This is a genomic window from Cupriavidus sp. P-10, assembly GCF_003402535.2.
In the GTDB taxonomy this organism is placed as follows: Bacteria; Pseudomonadota; Gammaproteobacteria; order Burkholderiales; family Burkholderiaceae; genus Cupriavidus.
This window is the reverse complement of sequence record NZ_AP025170.1, coordinates 2,511,844-2,532,323: the sequence shown is the minus strand read 5'-3', so window position 1 is coordinate 2,532,323 and position 20,480 is coordinate 2,511,844. Positions and strand designations below refer to the sequence as shown.

The window sequence follows — 20,480 nt, the reverse complement described above, 5'->3', positions numbered from 1 at the left end:
GCGCGCCGAATTCTTGCCTATCCATGGAACAACAAGACATCACGTTTCAACCTGAAGAGCCGGCCGATTCGCTGACGCTGGCCCGCTACGCCGAGCGCGCCTACCTCGATTACGCCGTCAGCGTGGTCAAGGGCCGCGCGCTGCCGGAAGTGGCCGATGGCCAGAAGCCGGTGCAGCGCCGCATCCTGTTCTCGATGCACGAGATGGGCCTGCGCGCCGATGCCAAGCCGGTCAAGTCCGCGCGCGTGGTCGGCGACGTGCTGGGCAAGTTCCACCCACACGGCGACCAGTCCGCCTATGACGCGCTGGTGCGCCTGGCGCAGGACTTCTCGCTGCGCTATCCGCTGATCGACGGCCAGGGCAACTTCGGCTCGCGCGACGGTGACGGCGCGGCGGCGATGCGATACACCGAAGCGCGCCTGACGCCGATCTCGCGGCTGCTGCTCGATGAGATCGACCAGGGCACGGTCGACTTCATCCCCAACTACGACGGCTCGATGCAGGAGCCGAAGCTGCTGCCGGCGCGGCTGCCGTTCGTGCTGCTCAACGGCGCCTCGGGCATCGCCGTGGGCATGGCCACCGAGATCCCGCCGCACAACCTGCGCGAGGTCGCCGCGGCCACCGTGGCGATGATCCGCAACCCGAACATCTCGCTGGCCGAGGTGCTGGCGCTGATGCCGGGACCGGACTACCCCGGCGGCGGCCAGATCATCTCGCCGGCGTCGGACATTGCCCAGATCTACGAGAACGGCCGCGGCAGCCTGAAGGTGCGCGCGCGCTGGACCATCGAGGAAATGGCGCGTGGCCAGTGGCAGGTGGTGGTGAACGAACTGCCGCCGAATACTTCCGCGCAGAAGGTGCTGGAAGAGATCGAGGAAATCACCAATCCCAAGATCAAGACCGGCAAGAAGGCGCTGACGCCGGACCAGCAGCAGCTCAAGGCTACCGTGCTGGGCGTGCTCGATGCGGTGCGCGATGAATCCGGCAAGGATGCGCCGGTGCGGCTGGTGTTCGAGCCCAAGAGCAAGAACATCGACCAGCAGGAGTTCATCCAGGTGCTGCTGGCGCATACCAGCCTGGAATCGGGCGCGCCGATCAACCTGGTGATGATCGGCACCGATGGCCGGCCACGCCAGAAGGGCCTGCGCGAGATCCTGGGAGAGTGGATTGCGTTCCGCTTCGAGACGGTCACGCGCCGCACGCGCCATCGCCTGGGCAAGGTCGAGGACCGCATCCACATCCTCGAAGGCCGGATGCTGGTGCTGCTCAATATCGACGAGGTGATCCGCATCATCCGCGAGAGCGACGAGCCCAAGCCGGCGCTGATCGAAGCCTTCGAACTGACTGACCGCCAGGCCGAGGACATCCTTGAAATCCGCCTGCGCCAGCTGGCGCGGCTGGAAGCGATCAAGATCGAGAAGGAGCTGAAGGACCTGCGCGAAGAACAGGCCGACCTGGATGTGCTGCTCAAGTCCGAGACCATGATGCGCCGTCGCATCATCAAGGAGATCGAGACCGACGCCAGGCAGTTCAGCCCGGAAGACAAGGACCCGCGCCGCACGCTGATCCAGGAAGAGCGCCGCGCCGCCGCCGAAGTGCGCGTGATCGACGAGCCGGTGACGGTGATCATGTCGCAGAAGGGCTGGGTGCGCACGCGCCAGGGCCATGGCCACGATCCGCAGCAGTTCACCTTCAAGGCGGGCGATGCGCTCTACAACACCTTTGACTGCCGCACGGTCGACGTGCTGCTGGTGTTCGGCACCAATGGCCGGGTCTATTCCGTGCCGGTTTCCAGCCTGCCTGGCGGGCGCGGCGATGGGGTGCCTATCACCACGCTGATCGAGCTGCAGTCCGGCAGCCAGGTGGCGCACACTTTTGCCGGCAGCCCCACCCAGCGCGTGCTGCTCGCCACCGCGGGCGGCAACGGCTTCCAGACCACGGTGGGCGACATGACCGGCCGGCAGAAGGGCGGCAAGTCGTTCCTGACGCTGGATGACGGCGATGCACCGCTGCCGCCGGCGCCGATCGGCAACGAGGCCACGCATGCGGCCTGCCTGTCCGGCAACGGCCGCCTGCTGCTGGTGGCGCTGGACGAGGTCAAGGTGCTGTCGGCCGGCGGCCGCGGCGTGATCCTGATGGAACTGGAGTCCAAGGAGAAGCTGCTGCAGGCGGTTGCCGTGGGCGCGCTGGGGTTGATGCTGTCGGGCGCGGGCCGCGGCGGCAAGCCGTCGTCACAGAAGCTGGCCGGGCAGTCGCTGCTGCCGTATGTCGGCAAGCGCGCGCGCAAGGGCAAGCAGATCGAGGCCAGGCTGAAGGAGCCGAGGATCGATCCGGTGCGGGTGGAGGCGACCGGCGGCAATTGATCGATTTCCGACCCGCAACCGATTGTTGTCTTCCCTCTCCCTCTGGGCCCCTCTCCCGCAAGCGGGAGAGGGGAGGAAACCAGCGGGATCAATCCACCCCCACAAATCCCCCAGTCTGATGCGCCCACAACCGCGCATACAGCCCCCCATGCGCGAGCAGTTGCGCATGCGTGCCGTTCTCGACGATATGCCCGTTGTCCAGCACCACCAGCCGGTCCATGCGCGCGATCGTCGACAGCCGGTGCGCGATGGCGATTACCGTCTTGCCTTGCATCAGCGTTTCCAGGCTGTCCTGGATTGCCGCTTCCACTTCAGAATCCAGCGCCGAGGTCGCTTCGTCCAGGATCAGGATCGGCGCGTTCTTCAGCAGCACCCGCGCGATCGCGATGCGCTGGCGCTGTCCGCCTGACAGCTTCACGCCGCGCTCGCCCACCTGCGCTTCCAGCCCGGTATTGCCGTGGGCATCGACCAGGTTGGGCGTGAACTCGTCCGCGCGGGCGCGGTGCAGCGCTTCGGCCAGCTCGGCGTCGGTGCTGGAGGGTTTGCCGTACAGCAGGTTCTCGCGGATCGAGCGGTGCAGCAGCGAAGTGTCCTGCGTCACCATGCCAATCTGCGCGCGCAGGCTTTCCTGCGTGACACCGGCGATGTCCTGCCCGTCGATCAGGATGCGGCCGCTTTCCACGTCATAGAGCCGCAGCAGCAGGTTGACCAGCGTCGACTTGCCGGCGCCGGAAGGCCCGACCAGCCCGATCTTCTCGCCCGGATGCACGATCAGGTTGACGCCCTCGATCACGCCCGAGCCCTTGCCGTAGTGGAATCCAACCTGCTCGAAGCGGACTTCGCCCTGTGTGACGCGCAGCGGCTGCGCGTTGGCGCGGTCGGTGACCTTGCGCGGCACGGCGATGGTCTTCATGCCGTCCTGCACCTGCCCGACGTTCTCGAAGATGCCGTTGACCACCCACATGATCCAGCCGGACATGTTGTTGATGCGGATCACCAGCCCCGTGGTCAGCGCGATCGCGCCCGTGGTGACGTGCCCGGTGCTCCACAGCCACACCGCCAGCCCGGTGGTGCCGGCGATCAGCGCGCCGTTCATCGCGGTGATGGTGACGTCCATGCCGCTCACCATGCGTCCCGCCTGCCGCGTCTTTTCGGTCTGCTCGGCCATGGCGTCGCGCGCGTAGTCTTCTTCCTGCCGGGTATGGGCGAACAGCTTGAGCGTGGTGATGTTGGTATAGCCGTCGACGATGCGCCCCATCAGCCGCGAGCGTGATTCGGTGGCGATCACCGAGCGCTCCTTCACGCGCGGCACGAAGTACAGCAGTGCGGCCACATAGCATACGATCCACAGCAGCAGCGGGATTATCAGCCGCCAGTCGGCCTGCGCGAACAGCACCAGGGAACTGACCGCGTAGATCACCACGTGCCACAGCGCGTCGACCGCCTGCACGGCGGAGTCGCGCAGCGAGAAGCCGGTCTGCATGATGCGCTGGGCGATGCGGCCGGCAAAGTCGTTCTGGAAGAACGACAGGCTCTGCTTGAGCACGTAGCGGTGGTTCTGCCAGCGGATCAGGTTGGACAGGCTGGGGTTGATGACCTGGTGCACCAGCACGTCGTGCAGGCCGAAGAAGATGGGCCGCAGCAGCACTGCCACCACCAGCATCCATATCAGTTCGTCGCGATGCCGGCTGAAGAATTCCGCGCCCGGCGTGGTCTGCGCCATGTCGACCAGCCGGCCAAGGAAGCTGAACAGCGCCACCTCGATCAGCGCGCCGACCAGGCCCACCAGCAACAGCAGCGCGAACACGCCCCACACTTCACGCAGGTACCAGGTATAGAAGCGCAAGACCTGACCCGGCGGCTCGCGGTCGGGCATGTTCCGGAAGGGGTCGATCAGTCTTTCCAGGCGACGCAACATGGCAGGTTCCCGTTGTGTGGCACGGCGCGCCCGGTCGTCCTTGTGTTGTCCTTGTGGGATGCCGGGGGCGCTTGCGGCGGATCAGACGCAACATGATACGCGCCATTGCCCAATGGAAAAGCCCCGCCTGGGGCGGGGCCTTGTCTGAAACGCCATGCCGAAACTGCTGCGGCGGCAGGGCAATCAGGGGTGGTGGATCACCATGTGCGTGAACGGCGGCACGTAGGCCTGCAGCGTCACGAACAGGCCCACCAGGATCGCCAGCACGATCGAGTGGAAGAACACGTAGCGCAGGATGTCGCCCTCGTGGCCGTACCACTTGGTCGCCGTGGAGGCCACCACGATGGACTGCGCGTCGATCATCTTGCCCATCACGCCGCCCGAACTGTTGGCCGACGCCATCAGCACCGGCGACAGGCCCAGCTGCTCGGCGGTGGTCTTCTGCAGGCCGCCGAACAGCACGTTGGAGGCCGTGTCCGAACCGGTCAGCGCCACGCCCAGCCAGCCCAGCATGGTGCCGAACAGCGGGTAGAACACGCCGGTGTGGGCAAAAGCCAGGCCCAGCGTGGCATCCAGGCCCGAGTAGCGGGTCAGGTAGCCGACGCCGAACATCGCGCAGATGGTCAGCAGCGAGTAGCGCACCAGCTTGATGGTTTCCCAGTACTCCTTGAACAGGCGCGGCACCGAGTAGCCCATCAGCAGGCCGCCCGCGATCGCCGAGACAAAGATGCCGGTACCGGCCATCGACAGCACGTTGAAGTTGAACACGGCGCCTTCGATGACTTCCTTGGGCACCACCGGAGGCACCTTGACGATAGCCTTGTCCAGGCCCGGGACCGGGAATTTCCACGCCCACAGGCTATCCATCAGCTTCTTGAACTCGGGGATACCCCAGACGAACACGAACACCGTCAGGATCACCCACGGCATCCAGGCCTTCGCCACCGAAATGCCGGCCGAGGCGGCGCTGGCGCGGGCGTCGGCTTCGAGCGCTTCGGGGTGGTCGACCTTGGAGTCGTCGTGGCGGCCCAGGATCTTGGTCGAAGTCCAGATGTCCTTGGGGTGCCAGACCTTCAGGAACAGCGTCAGCGAGCCCATCGACACCAGCGCCGCGATCACGTCCACCAGCCACGGGCCGTGGAAGTTCGACACCAGGTACTGCGGCACGGCAAAGCTCACGCCAGCCACCAGGATCGCCGGCCAGATCGCCAGCATGCCGCGGAAGCCGGCAAAGGCCCAGATCAGCCAGAACGGCACGATCACCGAGAAGAACGGCAACTGGCGGCCGATCATGGCCGACAGGTCAAGCAGGTCCAGCCCGGTCACCGAGGCCAGGCCGATGATCGGCGCGCCCAGCGCGCCATAGGCCACCGGCGCGGTATTGGCGATCAGCGCCAGCCCCGAGGCGGCCAGCGGCGAGAAGCCCAGCCCGATCAGGATGGCGCCGGTCACGGCCACCGGCGTGCCGAAGCCGGCCGCGCCCTCGAAGAACGCGCCGAAGCTGAACGCCACCAGCAGCAGTTGCAGGCGGCGGTCCTCGGTGATGCCGGAGATCGAGTTCTGCAGCACCTTGAACGATCCGTTCAGGGTGGTGAGCCGGTGCAGGAAGATGATGTTCAGCACGATCCAGCCGATCGGGAACAGCCCGGACACGATGCCGAGCCCCGCGGCCTTGCCGGCCATCGCCGCCGGCATGCCGAACACCGTGGACGCGACCACGATGCCGATCAGCAGCGCCAGCCCCGCGGCCAGGTGTGCCTGCATATGAAAGAACGCCAGCGCTGCCAGCAGCACGGCGACCGGAATACCCGCGGCAATGGTCGACAGCGCCATATTGCCTAGCGGGTCATAGACTTGACTCCACACGATCGAAATCCTCCTCAGGTTGGCTCGGGCGCCCGGGCGATCTGCGTGCCCTGGGCCGCCTGCTTGCGCTTTGCAGCCGGCGCGCGACATCCACCGCGCGCGGGAAAGAACCAGCGATTGTAGGAACGGGTTCCGTGTTCGCTGCCGTATATTGCGTCATGCATGGCATGAGCCACATTCAGGGATCAGGGTTTCCCTGGGGGCATTACAGCGCACGTGGGATGTGCCCGGCACACCGGCCAGAGTACTCTAAACGGCGCCTGTTGCAAAAGTCTGCCTGCCGGCGTACGGCTCGGATGACTGGCCCGCCAGCCATGGCGGGGACTGGCGCAAGCGCGGTGGGCCGGCGCATACTGGCGTTCGCCATCAAGCGGGCGCGCTGCCCGTATCCCCATATCCAACGAGGCTGCCCAATGACTGAATTCCTGCCCGCGTGGCCGCTGCTGACCGCCTTTGTGCTGGCCAGCCTGGCGCTGGCCATCACGCCCGGCCCGGCCGTGGTCTATATCGTGACGCGCACGCTGGCGCAAGGCCGGCAGGCCGGGCTGGCTTCGATCGGCGCGGTGGCGCTGGGCAACCTGGGCAACGCGATCGGCGCGTCGCTGGGGTTGGCAGTGCTGTTCTCGGTGTCTGCGCTGGCGTTCTCGGTGGTCAAGTACGCAGGGGCGGCCTACCTGATCTGGCTGGGCATCCGCGCGCTGCGTGGCGGCGGTGCGGCGGCGGACGGCGGCACGCCCGAAGTGGCGCAGCGCAGCCTGCGCCAGGTGATGCGCGACGGCTTCGTGGTGGCGCTGCTCAACCCCAAGACCGCGATCTTCTTCGCCGCTTTCCTGCCGCAGTTCATGAACCCGGCCGGCTCGGCGCTGGCGCAGAGCCTGGCGCTGGGCGTGGCCTTCGTGCTGATCGCCGCCACCACCGACGCCTGCTACGTCATGGCCGCGGCCGCGGTAATGCCGGCGCTGCGCCGTGCCGGGCGCGCGCGCGCGTTTGGCCGCTACCTGACGGGTGCGGCGTTTATCGGGCTGGGGATCTTTACGGCGACGTCGGGCTCGCGCGCCGCGAAGTAGGCAGGCAGAAGCAGGGGAAGGAAAAAACTGCCGCCGCTCAGCGCAGCGGCAGTTCCAGGATCCCGCCGGCGGCAGGGCGGGCGCGCATCGACGCCAGCCATCGCTCCAGGTCGGGCCGCGGCTGATGCTGGATCGGCAGTCCCATCCAGCGGTGCGCGGCGCAGGCCAGCGAGATATCAGCCATGGTGAAACGGTCGCCACCGATGAATTCTCGGCCTGCCAGCGCCTTGTCGAGCAAGTCTGCCAGCGGCTCGGTGCGCGCGCGCGATGCCTGGACAGCGGCCTCGTCGCGCTCGCCTGCGGGCTTGCGCACCAGGTTCAGGAAAGCCGTCACCATGGCCGGGCTGAAGGTCGTGGTCTGCCAGTCCATCCAGCGGTCGGCCGAGGCGCGCGCCTTGACGTCTTCGGGCCACAGCGTGCCCTCGCCATAGCGCGCGCACAGGTAGCGCACGATCGCATTCGATTCCCACAGCACGAAGGGCTCGCCGCCCACGTCCGTGCCGCGGAAGTCCTCGATTACCGGGATCTGGCGGTTCGGGTTCAGGCGGACGTAGGCCTCGGTGTCGAGGTCGCCCTTGTTGACGCCGATATCGACGCGCTCATGGTCCAGGTGGAGCTCGCGTGCGCACCAGACCACCTTCTGCACGTTGATGGAGGAGAGTCGGCCCCAGATACGCAGCATGTCGGCTCCTGGAAGGTGCGCGCCCGGACGTGGTCAGGCCGCGCGCGGTTGCTTGGCGCCAGCGGCGGCGATGGACTCGCGGAACAGCTCGCCCAGGATCGCCACGCCCTGCTCGATGCGCGCGGGCGGCACCGTGACGAACGCCAGGCGCAGCGCATTGCGCTTCGGGTTGCTGGCGTAGAACGGCGCGCCCGGCACGTAGGCCACGTTGCGCTTCACCGCCTCTTCCAGGATAGCCATGCTGTCCAGGCCCTCGGGCAGCTCCATCCAGATGAACATGCCGCCTTCAGGCGTGTTCCAGGTCACGCCTTCCGGCATGTGGCGCCTGAGCGCGTCCAGCATGGTCTGGCACTGCTTGCTGTAGAGCTCGCGGATGGTCGGGATATGGCGGTCGAGCAGGCCGTCGCGCACGGTCTCGTAGGCCACGCGCTGCGTGAAGGTCGGCGTGTGCAGGTCCGATGCCTGCTTGGCCTGGCACAGCTTGAAATGCAGCTCGGGCGGGGCGATCACGTAGCCCAGGCGCATGCCGGGGGCCAGGATCTTGGAGAACGAGCCCATGTAGATCACGCCGTCCGGGTTCATCGACAGCAGCGTTGGCAGCTGGTCGCCGGTGTAGCTGAGCGCGCCGTACGGATCGTCTTCCACCACCAGCACGCCCAGTTCCTGCGCGCGGGCCACCAGCGCCTGGCGGCGTTCCAGCGGCAGGCGGCGGCCGGTCGGGTTCTGGAAGTTGGGCAGGGCGTACAGGAAGCGCGCGCCGGTGGTCAGCTCGGGCGTCAGCGCCTCGGGCACCAGGCCCTTGTCGTCGGTCGGGATAGAGACGAACTCGGGCTCGAACAGCGAGAACGCCTGCAGCGCGCCGAGGTAGCTGGGGGTTTCCACCATCACCTTGCTGCCCGGGTCGATCATCACCTTGGCGATCAGGTCCAGCGCCTGCTGCGAACCGGTCACGATCAGCACCCGCTCCACGGCCACGCCATGGCGCTTGGCGACGAATTCACGCAGCGGCAGGTAGCCTTCGGTCGCGGCGTATTGCAGCGCCGCCTGCGGGTTGTCGGCAAATACGCGGGCCGTCGCTGCCTCCATGGCCGCTACCGGGAACGACTCCGGCGAGGGCAGGCCGCCGGCGAACGAAATGACTTCCGGACGCTCGGTGACCTTGAGGATTTCGCGGATGGCCGAGCTGGTCAGTTGCTGCGCCCGGCGGGAGATGGCCCATTTCATGATGTGTCTCTTGTGGTCTGGGGGAATTCTGGAGAGAGGCTAGCCTGCCGCTCAGTCAACGATAAAAAGTCTGGCACCTGTCGGCGAGGACGAACGGTGCGCTTCCGCCTGGTCGGCGACCTGGTAGCTGGTGCCCGCGGTGAGCACGAACTGCCGGCCGTCATCCAGTTCGGTGTGGAGCTCGCCGTCCAGCACGAACAGGATATGCCCCTTGCTGCACCAGTGGTCGGCCAGGTAGCCGGGCGAGTATTCCACCATCCGCACGCGGATATCGCCGAACTGGCGCGTACGCCAGGTGGCCTCGCCTTGCTCGCCCGGGTGCCGGGTCGGCGCGATGGCCGACCAGTCGGTGGTGCCGAAGGGCAGGTTGTCGATGCGCATGGGGCCTCAGCCCTGGACCTCGACGATCATCTCGATCTCGACGCAGGCGCCCAGCGGGATCTGCGCCACGCCGAAGGCGCTGCGCGCGTGCTTGCCCTGTTCGCCGAAGACTTCGGCCAGGAACTCGGATGCACCGTTGGTGACCAGGTGCTGCTCGGTGAACTCGGGGGTGGAGTTGACCAGGCTCATCACCTTGACGATGCGGGTGACGCGGTTCAGGTCGCCCATGTGCGCATGCAGCGTGGCCAGCAGGTCGATGGCGATGGCGCGTGCGGCGGCCTTGCCGGACTCGGTGTCGATGTCCTTGCCCAGCTTGCCGGTCCATACCTTGCCGTCCTTGCGGGCGATATGGCCCGACAGGAATACGGTGTTGCCGGTCTGCGCGGCCATCACGTAGGCGGCGGCAGGGGCGTTGGCGGTCGGCAGTTCGACGCCGAGGCGGGCAAGGGTGTCGTAGACGGACATGCGTTGGACTCCTGGTCAGTGAATGTGTCCTGGAAGGACAGGGGACGTTTCCGGGGCGGGGGCAGGTGCGCCCTGGCGCACGGCGGCGTGGCGGCCGAGGGCCACGACAGCGATTACCGCCACTGCAAAGGCGATGGTGGGGGCGTCAAGCGGCTCGGCCAGGATCAGCGCACCGCCCGCCAGCGTCAGGAACGGCTGCAGCAATTGTATCTGCCCGACGCGGGCCACGCCGCCTTTTGCGAGGCCGGCGTACCAGAAAAGGAAGCCGACAAACATCGAGAACACCGAAACATAGGCCATGCCGCCCCAGGCACGCGGCGACGCCGCGGCGATCGCCGGCAGGTCGCGCAGCGCCAGCCAGGCCACCACCGGCACCAGCACCGGCAGCGACACTCCCAGCGCCCAGCTGATCGTCTCCAGCCCGCCCAGTTCGCGCGACAGCTTGCCGCCCTCGGCATAGCCCAGTGCGCCCAGCACCACCGCGGCGAACAGGTACCAGTCGGCGTGCTGCAGGCCGCCGGCGCCTTGCCAGACGGCAAAGCCGACCACCAGCGCGCTGCCGGCCACGGCCGACAGCCAGAACCCCGCCGACGGCCGCTCGCGCCCGAACCAGGCCGCGAACACGGCCGTGGCCAGCGGCAGCAGGCCGACCACGATGGCGCCGTGGCTGGCCGGCACCTCGCGCATCGCCAGCGACGAGAACACCGGGAAGCCGACCACCACGCCCAGCGCCGTCACCGCCAGGCGCGGCCACTGGCCGCCGCGCGGGCGCCGTGCCGCGGCCAGCGCACCGCGTATGGCCAGCAGCGCCAGCGCCAGCAGCGCGGCCAGGACGGCGCGTGCCAGCGCGACAAAAATCGGGTCCAGTTCAGCCACCGCCATGCGCGTGAACGGCAGCGTCTGGCTGAAGATGGCCACGCCGATAAAGCCGAGCAGCATGCCGCCTGATTGGGGCGCGGAATGAGGCGCGGCAGGGGGCGCGGCAGATACGGACGAGGACGAGGGCGAGGGAGCGGGCATGGTTGGCCTCTTGCTTTCTTGTCGGTCGATTCAATGCACGCCGGGCCGGGCGCTGACGGCGATCCACAGCGCGGTCAGCGCCAGCGCCGCGCCCATGGCGCGGTTGAACCAGCGCACGCGCTGGCCTTGCTTCAGCCATTGCCGCAGCGCCGCGCCCAGCACGCCATACACGCCGTTGCTGACGAAGCCCAGCAGCGCGAACACGCCGCACACCAGCAGCAGGCGCTGCAGCGGCGCGGGGGCGCCGGCCATGTAGGACGCCGCCACGGCCAGCGCCAGCATCCACGCCTTGATGTTGGCGTACTGCAGCACCGCCGATTGCCACACGTTCAGCGGGCGCAGCACCTGTTTTTCGGCCAGCGCCGTGCTGCGCGCGATCTTCCACGCCAGCCACAGCAGGTAGGCCACGCCGGCCAGGTGCACGGCCGATGCCAGCGCAGGCTGGCCCAGGATCAGCGCGCCCACGCCCACCGCGCACAGCGCCAGGATGCTGGCAAAGCCGAAGGCCACGCCGACGCAATGCGGCAGCGTCGCGCGCAGGCCGAAGTTGGCGCCGGTCACCGCGGCAATGGTGGTGTTGGGCCCGGGCGTGAACAGGCCGACCGTCAGCAGCGTCAGCAGGGCCAGGAACTGCGCGGCGCTCAGGCCGGTGAGCAGGCCAGAAGTCACGGCGGTCATGCGAACGCCACCACCACGCGGCGGTTGGTGCGGCTCTTCTTCTCGATCTTGGTTACCGCCACGGTGCCGATCTCGCTGGTATTGCCCACATGCGTGCCGCCACAGGGCTGGCGGTCGACGCCGGGGATCTCGACGATGCGGATGCTCGACGTTCCCGCCGGCGGCGCCGCGCCGATGGTGCGCACCAGTTCCGGCTGCGCGGCCAGCTCCTGCGGCGTGATCAGCGTGATCCGCACCGCCGTTTCCGCGCGGATCAGCGCGTTCAGGCGCTCGGTCAGGTCGGCCTTTTCCAGCGTCGATTCCGGCAGGTCGAAGTCGATCCGCGCCGAGTCCGGCGAGATGCCGCAGCCGGTCACCGGCACCGGGATCAGCGAGCCCAGCAGGTGCAGGCAGGTGTGCAGGCGCATCAGCCGGTGGCGGCGCGCCCAGTCGATGGTGACCGTGACGCGCTCGCCCACGCGTGGCAGCGCGGCGTCCGGCGCAGGTATATGCAGGATGCGGCTGCGGTCTTGGGCATAGATCGTGTCGACGATGGTCACGGTGCGGCCGTCGGGAAGTGCCAGCGTGGCGGTGTCACCGGCCTGCCCGCCGCTGCGTGCGTAGCAGACGGTCTCGTCCAGCTCGATGCCTTCCGCGCTGGCCGCCAGCACGGTAGCGGCGCAGTGATCGAGGTAGGGATCGTGGTCGAAACGCTTGCGGGTCGCGGACATCGGTGTCTCCTTGGGGATGCTTGTGCTTGTTGGTACGGCTAGCTTCATCGTGGCTTGATGGTAGACAAGGTAGTCGGTACAGTACCGGTACAGTTCTGCGGATCGTCTTCAGTACAGTTGCAGGAGCAGCACATGGATGCGAACACCCGGGACGCGGACACCACCCCCGCGATCCCCAGTCAGCCTGGCGCAAGTGGCGCCCGCGTGACCTCCGCCCAGGCCGGCGGACGCCCGCTGCGCCTGGTGTTGCCGCCTACCGAGCGCCTGCCCGACCCGATCCCGTCGGCGCAGATGACGCTGGTCGAGCAGCTGACCGAATGGGCCCGCATGCGCATCGACGAACGCGTGTTCCGAGCCGGCATGCGCATGCCGTCGATCCGACAGCTGGCGCAGGAAAAAGGCATCTCGCGCTTTACCGTGGTCGAGGCCTATGAGCGGCTGGTGGCGCTCGGCTACCTGGAATCGCGCCGGGGCTCGGGCTTCTACGTGCGCGAGCGCGCGCCGGCGGCGCCGGCCGCGGCGGTGTCGTCCAATGTGGCCGAGTCGCGCAATATCGACGTCACCTGGCTGCTGCGCAGCATGTTCCATACCGCCGAGGCACACAAGGCGCCGGGGCTGGGCTTCCTGCCCAACGAATGGCTCGATGGCGAACTGATCGCCAGCGCGCTGCGCGGGCTGGGCCGCCAGCCGGGCAACCATTTCCTGGCCAGCGGCACGCCGCAGGGCTTCCTGCCGCTGCGCCAGCAACTGCGCACCCGGCTGGAGGAACTGGAGATCGGCGCCGGCGCCGAGCAGATCGTGCTGACCTCCGGCATCACCCAGGCACTCGACCTGATCGCCCGGCTCTACCTGCAGCCCGGCGATGCCGTGCTGGTCGGGGACCCGGCGTGGTTCGTGATGTTCGCCCGTTTTGCCGCGCAGGGTGCGCAGGTGATCGGCGTGCCTTACACCGCCGAGGGGCCGGACCTGGAGGCGCTGGAGCGCATCGTGCAGGCGCGGCGCCCGAAGCTGTTCGTCATCAACTCGGTGCTGCACAACCCGACCGGGACCTCGCTGTCCGCCGCCAAGGCCTTCCAGCTGCTGAAGCTGGCCGAGCAGTACGACTTCCTGATCGTCGAGGACGATATCTATTGCGACCTGTGCCCGCCTGGCCACGCCGCGACCCGGCTGGCCAGCCTGGATCAGTTGCGCCGGGTGATCTACCTGGGCAGCTTTTCCAAGACGCTGGCGGCCAACCTGCGCGTGGGCTTTATCGCCGCGCCGCCGGAGATGGCGTCGGCGCTGACCGACAGCAAGCTGCTGGCGGGACTGGCCTCGCCCGAGATCAACGAGCGGGTGCTGTACAAGGTGCTGACCGAGGGGCACTACCGCAAGCATGTCGAGCGCGTGCGCACCCGGCTGGACCGCGCCCGCGACGACACCCGGCGCGAGCTGGAGCGGCTGGGCCTGCGCCTGTTCCCGGGCCAGCACGCTGGCATGTACCTGTGGGCCGATACCGGGCGCGATACCAATGCCATCGCCACCGCCGGGCATGAAGAGGGCTATTTGTTCGCCCCGGGCAGCCTGTTCTCGCCGTCGCAGATGCCGTCGGGGTGGATGCGCTTCAACGTCGCCAGCAGCGGCGACCCGGACATGCTGCGCTTCCTGGCGCGCCAGCTGGAACGGCGCTGAGCCGCCTTCTTGCTGCACCCGTTACATTCCCCGGGCCTTGAAAAATGGCCCGGGCGGCCCTATTTCTGGCGTCACCGGCCCCCGACGGCCACCCGACCACCCCAGATTCGCCTGTTTTCGAGATTCAAGAGGAGAACCATGACCGCACCGCACGAGACGATGAGCTTCCAGGCGGAAGTGAAGCAACTGCTGCACCTGATGATCCACTCGCTGTACAGCAACAAGGAAATCTTCCTGCGCGAGCTGGTATCGAATGCTTCGGACGCCACTGACAAGCTGCGCTTCGAGGCGATCGCGAATCCTTCCCTGCTGGAAAACGACGCCGACCTGGCCATCCGCATCGAGGCCGACGCCACGGCGCGCACGCTGACGATCACCGACAACGGCATCGGCATGAGCCGCGACGAAGCGATCCGCAATCTCGGCACCATCGCCCGGTCGGGCACCAAGGAATTCTTCCAGCAGCTTTCCGGCGACCAGCAGAAGGACGCCGCGCTGATCGGCCAGTTCGGCGTCGGCTTCTACTCGGCCTTTATCGTCGCCGACAAGGTCACGGTGGAAACCCGCCGCGCCGGCGTGGGCGCCGAGGAAGCGGTACGCTGGGAAAGCACTGGCGACGGCGAGTTCAGCGTCGATGCGATCTCGCGCGTCGAGCGCGGCACCACCATCACGCTGCACCTGCGCGAGGGCGAAGACGATTTCCTGTCGGCCTGGCGCCTGAAGAGCATCATCCAGAAGTACTCGGACCACATCTCGCTGCCGATCCGCATGCCCAAGGAAGTGTGGGACGCCGAGTCGAGCACCTACAAGCGCACCGACGAGTGGGAAAGCGTCAACCAGGCCAGCGCGCTGTGGACCCGCAACAAGTCCGATATTTCCGACGAGCAGTACACCGCGTTCTACCAGCATATCGCGCATGACAACGAGGCGCCGCTGGCATGGACCCACAACCGCGTCGAAGGCCGCAGCGAATACACGCAGCTGCTGTACATCCCGGCGCGCGCACCGTTCGACCTGTGGGACCGCAACCACAAGGCCGGCCTTAAGCTGTACGTCAAGCGCGTCTTCATCATGGACGACGCCGAGCAGCTGCTGCCGGGCTACCTGCGCTGGGTCAAGGGCGTGGTCGATTCCGCCGACCTGCCGCTGAACGTATCGCGCGAACTGCTGCAGGAAAGCCGCGACGTCAAGGCGATCCGCGAGGGCTGCACCAAGCGCGTGCTGTCGATGCTGGAAGCGCTGGCCGACAGCGAGGATGAAGCCGAACGCGCCAAGTACGACACCTTCTGGCAGCAGTTCGGCCAGGCGCTGAAGGAAGGCGCCGGCGAGGACCAGGCCAACCAGGAACGCGTGGCCAGGCTGCTGCGCTTTGCCTCGACGCACAACGACACCGCCGAGCAGAACGTGTCGCTCGCCGCCTATGTCGGCCGCATGAAGGAAGGGCAGGACAAGATCTACTACGTCACGGCCGATACCTGGTCCGCGGGCAAGAACAGCCCGCACCTGGAAGTGTTCCGCAAGAAGGGCATCGAAGTCCTGCTGCTGACCGACCGCGTCGACGAGTGGATGCTGTCGTTCCTGCGTGAATTCGACGGCAAGGAACTGGTGTCGGTGGCGCGCGGCGACCTCGACCTGGGCAAGCTTGCCGACGAAGCCGAGAAGGCCGAGCAGGAAAAGGCCGAGGCCGACTGGAAGGACGTGGTCGAGCGCGCCAAGGCAGTGCTGGAAGGCAAGGCCAAGGACGTGCGCGTGACGCTGCGCCTGACGGAATCGGCATCGTGCCTGGTGTCGGACGAGGGCGACATGAGCGGCTACCTGCAGCGCCTGCTGAAGCAGGCGGGGCAGAAGGCGCCGGACGCCCAGCCGATCCTGGAACTGAATCCGGAACATGCGCTGGTGAGGAAGCTGCGCGATTTGCCGGAAGGGGATGCGTTCAGCGACCGCCTGCAGGTGCTGTTCGACCAGGCGCTGCTGGCCGAAGGCGGCATGCTGGAAGACCCGGCCGCCTACGTGCAGCGCGTCAACAAGCTGCTGGCCTGACGGCCGGCGACTGACGCAGCGGCCCCGAAGCAGGTAGTCGGGGCCGCTGCGTTTCTGCCATGCCAGACACCATACCGTCCCAGACCGACCTGCACCAGGGCCTGCCGCCCGTCATCGACACCCACACCCGCGTGCTGGTGCTGGGCAGCTTCCCCGGCGCCGCCTCGCTGGCCGCGCGCCAGTACTACGCCCATCCCCGCAACCAGTTCTGGCCGCTGATGGCCGCACTGACCGGCGAACCGCTGCCGGCGCTGCCCTATGCCGAACGGCTGGGGCGGCTGCTGGCGCACCGCATCGGCGTCTGGGACGTGCTCGGCGCATGCATGCGCGAGGGCAGCCTCGACAGCAATATCCGCTATCCGCAGGCCAACGACTTCACGCGGCTGCGCCAGCTGGCGCCCGCGCTCGAGCGCGTCGGCTTCAATGGCGGCACTTCCGGCCGCTTCGCGCCGCAGTTTGCCGGGCAGGGCTATCAGACGGTGGTGCTGCCTTCGTCCAGCCCGGCGCACGCGGCGCGCAATTTCGAGCAGAAGCTGGCGCTGTGGCGCGCCTTGGTGGCGTAGTCCGGCTTCCTCATTTTTGGTGCATCGCGCGCGTGAGGTATCCCGTATTGCCGTGGGTCATGGCGCCCTATACTGCAATCGAGTGACGAATCATTCGAAACCGGGGGTATCGGTCGCTCCTTGCCGTGCGCCTTGCGGCTCACACTTTCGGCCGCAAGGCGATGACACATCGAAAGTGAGCGCAATAGGCGAGCGAGGAGGCAATCATGTTCAAGCATCTCCTGCTGGCGGTCGATGGCTCCGACCTGTCTGAATCGGCATTCCGCAAGGCGATCGTGCTGGCGCGGGAAACGGGGGCGCGGATCACCGCGGTGCGCGTCTGTCCGAACTACCATGTGCTGACCTACCAGGTCGAAATGCTGGAAGACACGCGCGAGACCTATGTGAAGCAGGCGTGGGAAGATGCCACCCGCTACCTGCGCGGCCTGGCCGACGAGGCCGGCGGCGCAGGCGTGAAGTGCGATACCACGTACGCCGTCAACGACCATCCCTACGAAGCCATCATCAATGCGGCCGAAGAAAAAGACTGCGACCTGATCGTGATGGCCTCGCACGGGCGACGCGGGGTTCAGGGGCTGCTGATCGGCAGCGAGACCCTGAAGGTGCTGACGCACAGCAAGATCCCGGTGCTGGTCTACCGGTAAGCTTGCGGCCCTGCCGTCAGCCGCCGGCTTGCGGGCCGGCGCGGGGATGTATTTTTGCCGCCCGTGGTCGCTTCTGGCATGCTGACGGCCTGTCTCAATGCCCGGCCACCGCGCCCGCAAGCCGCCATGCCACTTTCCGACTGGACCCATGAAGCCATCCGCAAGATCGAGGCGGATTTCAACCGCTCCGCGGATACCCACCTGATCCCGCTGGATCTGCCGGGCTATCCCGACATCCGCTTCTACTTCAAGGACGAATCCAGCCACCCGACCGGCAGCCTGAAGCACCGGCTGGCGCGCTCGCTGTTCCTGTACGCGCTGTGCAACGGCTGGCTGCATGAGGGCAGCACGGTGGTGGAGGCGTCCAGCGGCTCGACCGCGATCTCCGAGGCGTATTTTGCCAGGCTGCTGGGGCTGCCGTTCGTGGCGGTGATCCCGGCAGGCACCTCGCGCGCCAAGGTCGAGGCGATCGAGTTCTATGGCGGGCGCTGCCACCTGGTCGACAGCCCGTCGGAGATCTATGCCGCGTCGCACCGCATCGCGCAGGAAACCGGCGGCCATTTCATGGACCAGTTCACCTACGCCGAACGTGCCACCGACTGGCGCGCCAACAACAATATCGCCGAGTCCATCTTCAAGCAGATGGCCGAGGAGGAGCACCCGGTGCCGGCGTGGCTGGTATCGAGCGGCGGCACCGGGGGCACGATCGCGACGCTTGGCCGCTACGTTGCCTACCGCCGTTACAAGACGCGCGTGCTGTGCGCCGACCCGGAGAACTCGGTGTTCTTTGATTATTTCCGCAGCTCCCTGGCGGGCAAGCCGGAACCGGACCTGGCCCTGCCGACCGGTTCGCGCATCGAGGGCATCGGCCGGCCGCGCGTGGAGCGTTCGTTCATCCCCAGCTGCATCGACGCCATGCTGAAGGTGCCCGATGCGCTGTCGTTCGCCGCCATGCGCTACCTGGCAAAGCGCTTCGGCCGCCGCGTCGGCGGCTCGACCGGCACCAACTTCGTCGGCGTGCTGTACCTGGCGCAGCAGATGCAAGCGGCAGGGCAGGCCGGGTCCGTCGTCGCCCTGTTGTGCGACAGCGGCGACCGCTATGGCAATACCTACTACGACGAAGACTGGTATGCCGAGCAGCGCATTGCCATCGACGCCGCCGATGCGCTGGTGGCGCGCGCGGTGAAAGGCGAAGCGGTGCTCACGCCGCAGGCGGTGGCGGGGCTGCAGCCGGCCGGTGCGGGCATTCCGGGCTGAATGCATGAGTCGTGGGAATCGCGCCGCCGCCATTCTGTCAAAATGCCGGCGGCCAGTGCTTCGGCGCTGGCCATTGCTCCACCGGTGACCTCAAAGGGTGACCTCACAGGGTGACTTATCCATGCGTATCTTCGGCATCAGCCTCCATATCATCGTTGCGTTGTTTTTCGCCGTGCATGCGGTGCGCACGCACCAGAACATGTACTGGTTGCTGATTCTGTTTTTGTTCCCGGGGCTGGGCAGCGTGGTCTACTTCTTTGCGATCTTCCTGCCCGAGCTGCGCCAGTCGCGCGGCGCACGCGTGGCCACGCGCGCCATTTCGCAGCTGGTCGATCCCAACCGGGCGGTGCGCGAGGCCCGCGCCGACTTTGACCGTGCCCCGACCGTGGCGCACCGCATGCGCCTGGGCGCCGCACTGCTCGAAGCCGGCGAGCCGGCCGAGGCGCTGCAGCACTACCAGGCCGCGGCCAACGGCCCGTTCGCGTCCGATCCGGCGCTGCTGCAGGGGCTGGCCCAGGCGCAGTTCGCCAACGGCGACGCGTCCGCCGCGCTGGTGACGCTGGAGAAGCTGTTCGCCGCCAGCCCGCACGCGCGCCAGCAGCCCGACCCCGCCTTGCTGTATGCTCGCGCGCTGGCTGCCACCGGCGCGCCCGGCACGCGCGCCGCGTTCGAGCAGGCCCTGACCAGCGCCAGCGACGTCGCGCCGCGCTGCCTGTTCGCCGACTGGCTGGCAACGCAGCCCGACGCCGCCGACCGCGAACGCGCGCGCGAGCTGTATGCCGAAATCGTCCACGATGCCCGTCACTGGCCGCGCCATGCCCGCGAACACAACCGCGAGTGGCTGCAGCGCGCCCAGGCGGCGCTGGGCAAGTAAGGCGCCTGCCGGCCCGTGCATGGCCGCCGTGAAATTCTCGACACTATGACCCTACTGAAACGCAAATCGATTGAAGCCGTGGCCTCGCGCCGACCGGCACGTGGAAACCGCAACCGTGGCGAGGCGCCAGGCTCCGACACAGCACGCGAAGAAAAACGCATGACGCCGCGCTTTGCGCCGGTGACCTTCTCCGAACTGGATGGCGTGCGCTACCTCCATTTCGGCACGGAGTGGGTGCAGGGGGCGATGCGCCTGCGCAAGCCGGATGCGATCGAGCTGGAATACGCGCAGCAGATGATGGCGTGGCTGCTGTTCCTGTCGCCCTCGGTGGATGAGTTCCATGTGGTGCAGCTCGGCCTCGGGGCGGCGGCACTGACCAAGTTCTGCCATCGCCAGTTCAGCCGCGCGCGCGTGACCGCGGTCGAACTGAACCCGGCGGTGATCATTGCCGGGCGCAGCATGTTCGGCCTGCGCCAGGACGACGCGCGCCTGACCGTGCGCGAGCAGGACGCGTGGGACTACGTGATGGACGGCACCCACGCCGACGCCATCGACGTGCTGCAGGTAGACCTGTATGACGCCACCGCGCGCGGCCCGGTGCTCGATACCACCGCGTTCTACCGCGCCTGCCGCCGCACGCTGAAGGGGCCGGGCGTGATGACCATCAACCTGTTCGGCGACCACGACAGCTTCCCGAAGAATATCGAGCGCATCTGCGAAGCCTTCGATAACCGCGTGCTGGTGTTCCCGGAGGTGCATGACGGCAACATCATCGCGATGGCGTTCAACGGCCCCGAGATCGATGTGGCGTGGGAAGTGCTGGAAGCGCGTGCCGAGGTGGTCGAAAGCACCACCGGACTGCCGGCGCGGGACTGGGTGCAGAAGCTGCGCGCGGCGAATGCGCGGCAGGAAGAACGGTTGAAGATCTAAGCGAAAACACGAAAAGGGGAGGGCGGTGTGGGGTGCGCCCAAGCTGCCTGAACTCGCCCAAGCAAGGTGTTCTCCCTCTCCCCTCAGCGGAAGAGGGAGAAAACCGCGGGCTGATGACGAGCCGCCG

Annotated in this window: 18 protein-coding genes; 9 read left to right on the top strand and 9 right to left on the bottom strand. The window is 67.4% G+C overall.

The window, feature by feature from the left end:
- Nucleotides 1-23: 23 nt before the first annotated feature.
- A complete protein-coding gene (parC, locus tag CTP10_RS11690) occupies nt 24-2,363 on the top strand; it encodes a DNA topoisomerase IV subunit A (protein ID WP_116323705.1) in 2,340 nt (779 codons plus the stop codon).
- 88 nt (nt 2,364-2,451) lie between these two features.
- Here parC and CTP10_RS11685 read toward each other — a convergent pair whose 3' ends face one another.
- Entirely contained in the window at nt 2,452-4,281 is a 1,830-nt protein-coding gene (locus CTP10_RS11685) for an ABC transporter ATP-binding protein (RefSeq protein ID WP_116323706.1), read from the bottom strand.
- Between the two features lie 183 nt (nt 4,282-4,464).
- Nucleotides 4,465-6,147, bottom strand: a complete 1,683-nt coding sequence (locus CTP10_RS11680; protein WP_116323707.1) for an L-lactate permease — start codon at nt 6,145-6,147, stop codon at nt 4,465-4,467.
- Between the two features lie 413 nt (nt 6,148-6,560).
- On the opposite strand from CTP10_RS11680, the gene CTP10_RS11675 reads away from it, so the two are divergent.
- On the top strand, nt 6,561-7,214 hold the full coding sequence (locus CTP10_RS11675; protein WP_116323709.1) for a LysE family translocator: 654 nt from the start codon (nt 6,561-6,563) through the stop codon (nt 7,212-7,214).
- A gap of 37 nt (nt 7,215-7,251) precedes the next feature.
- Here CTP10_RS11675 and CTP10_RS11670 read toward each other — a convergent pair whose 3' ends face one another.
- From CTP10_RS11670 to CTP10_RS11640, 7 genes are all read right to left on the bottom strand, one after another.
- On the bottom strand, nt 7,252-7,896 hold the full coding sequence (locus CTP10_RS11670) for a glutathione S-transferase family protein (RefSeq protein WP_116323710.1): 645 nt from the start codon (nt 7,894-7,896) through the stop codon (nt 7,252-7,254).
- Between the two features lie 33 nt (nt 7,897-7,929).
- Entirely contained in the window at nt 7,930-9,120 is a 1,191-nt protein-coding gene (locus tag CTP10_RS11665) for an aminotransferase-like domain-containing protein (protein WP_116323711.1), read from the bottom strand.
- A gap of 51 nt (nt 9,121-9,171) precedes the next feature.
- Nucleotides 9,172-9,501 carry a DHCW motif cupin fold protein gene (locus tag CTP10_RS11660; protein ID WP_116323712.1) on the bottom strand — a complete coding sequence of 110 codons (330 nt, stop codon included), beginning with the start codon at nt 9,499-9,501 and terminating at the stop codon, nt 9,172-9,174.
- A gap of 6 nt (nt 9,502-9,507) precedes the next feature.
- The gene (locus CTP10_RS11655) at nt 9,508-9,966 is read right to left on the bottom strand and encodes a RidA family protein (RefSeq protein WP_116323713.1); all 459 of its coding nucleotides are present in this window, start codon (nt 9,964-9,966) and stop codon (nt 9,508-9,510) included.
- Nucleotides 9,967-9,981: 15 nt separating this feature from the next.
- Entirely contained in the window at nt 9,982-10,905 is a 924-nt protein-coding gene (locus CTP10_RS11650; protein WP_116323714.1) for a DMT family transporter, read from the bottom strand.
- Between the two features lie 111 nt (nt 10,906-11,016).
- Nucleotides 11,017-11,664, bottom strand: a complete 648-nt coding sequence (locus CTP10_RS11645) for a LysE family translocator (protein ID WP_116323715.1) — start codon at nt 11,662-11,664, stop codon at nt 11,017-11,019.
- Nucleotides 11,661-12,374, bottom strand: coding sequence for an alanyl-tRNA editing protein (locus tag CTP10_RS11640; RefSeq protein WP_116323716.1), 714 nt, complete (start codon nt 12,372-12,374; stop codon nt 11,661-11,663). Before CTP10_RS11640 ends, CTP10_RS11645 begins: the two co-directional genes overlap by 4 nt.
- 132 nt (nt 12,375-12,506) lie before the next feature.
- Between CTP10_RS11640 and CTP10_RS11635 the strand changes: the two genes are divergently transcribed.
- The 7 genes from CTP10_RS11635 to CTP10_RS11605 all read left to right on the top strand — a co-directional run bounded on the left by CTP10_RS11635 (nt 12,507) and on the right by CTP10_RS11605 (nt 20,353).
- Nucleotides 12,507-14,045 (top strand): aminotransferase-like domain-containing protein, encoded by a 1,539-nt coding sequence (locus CTP10_RS11635; RefSeq protein ID WP_116323717.1) that lies wholly within the window; start codon nt 12,507-12,509, stop codon nt 14,043-14,045.
- Nucleotides 14,046-14,183: 138 nt separating this feature from the next.
- A complete protein-coding gene (gene htpG, locus CTP10_RS11630; RefSeq protein ID WP_116323718.1) occupies nt 14,184-16,085 on the top strand; it encodes a molecular chaperone HtpG in 1,902 nt (633 codons plus the stop codon).
- A 59-nt stretch (nt 16,086-16,144) separates the two neighbouring features.
- Nucleotides 16,145-16,648, top strand: coding sequence for a DNA-deoxyinosine glycosylase (locus CTP10_RS11625; protein WP_116323719.1), 504 nt, complete (start codon nt 16,145-16,147; stop codon nt 16,646-16,648).
- A gap of 206 nt (nt 16,649-16,854) precedes the next feature.
- Nucleotides 16,855-17,292 (top strand): universal stress protein, encoded by a 438-nt coding sequence (locus CTP10_RS11620; protein WP_116323720.1) that lies wholly within the window; start codon nt 16,855-16,857, stop codon nt 17,290-17,292.
- Between the two features lie 126 nt (nt 17,293-17,418).
- On the top strand, nt 17,419-18,549 hold the full coding sequence (locus CTP10_RS11615; RefSeq protein ID WP_116323721.1) for a PLP-dependent cysteine synthase family protein: 1,131 nt from the start codon (nt 17,419-17,421) through the stop codon (nt 18,547-18,549).
- Between the two features lie 121 nt (nt 18,550-18,670).
- On the top strand, nt 18,671-19,423 hold the full coding sequence (locus CTP10_RS11610) for a tetratricopeptide repeat protein (RefSeq protein ID WP_116323722.1): 753 nt from the start codon (nt 18,671-18,673) through the stop codon (nt 19,421-19,423).
- Between the two features lie 45 nt (nt 19,424-19,468).
- Complete coding sequence (locus CTP10_RS11605; RefSeq protein WP_116323723.1) at nt 19,469-20,353, top strand: spermidine synthase; 885 nt, start codon at nt 19,469-19,471, stop codon at nt 20,351-20,353.
- Nucleotides 20,354-20,480 lie beyond the last annotated feature (127 nt).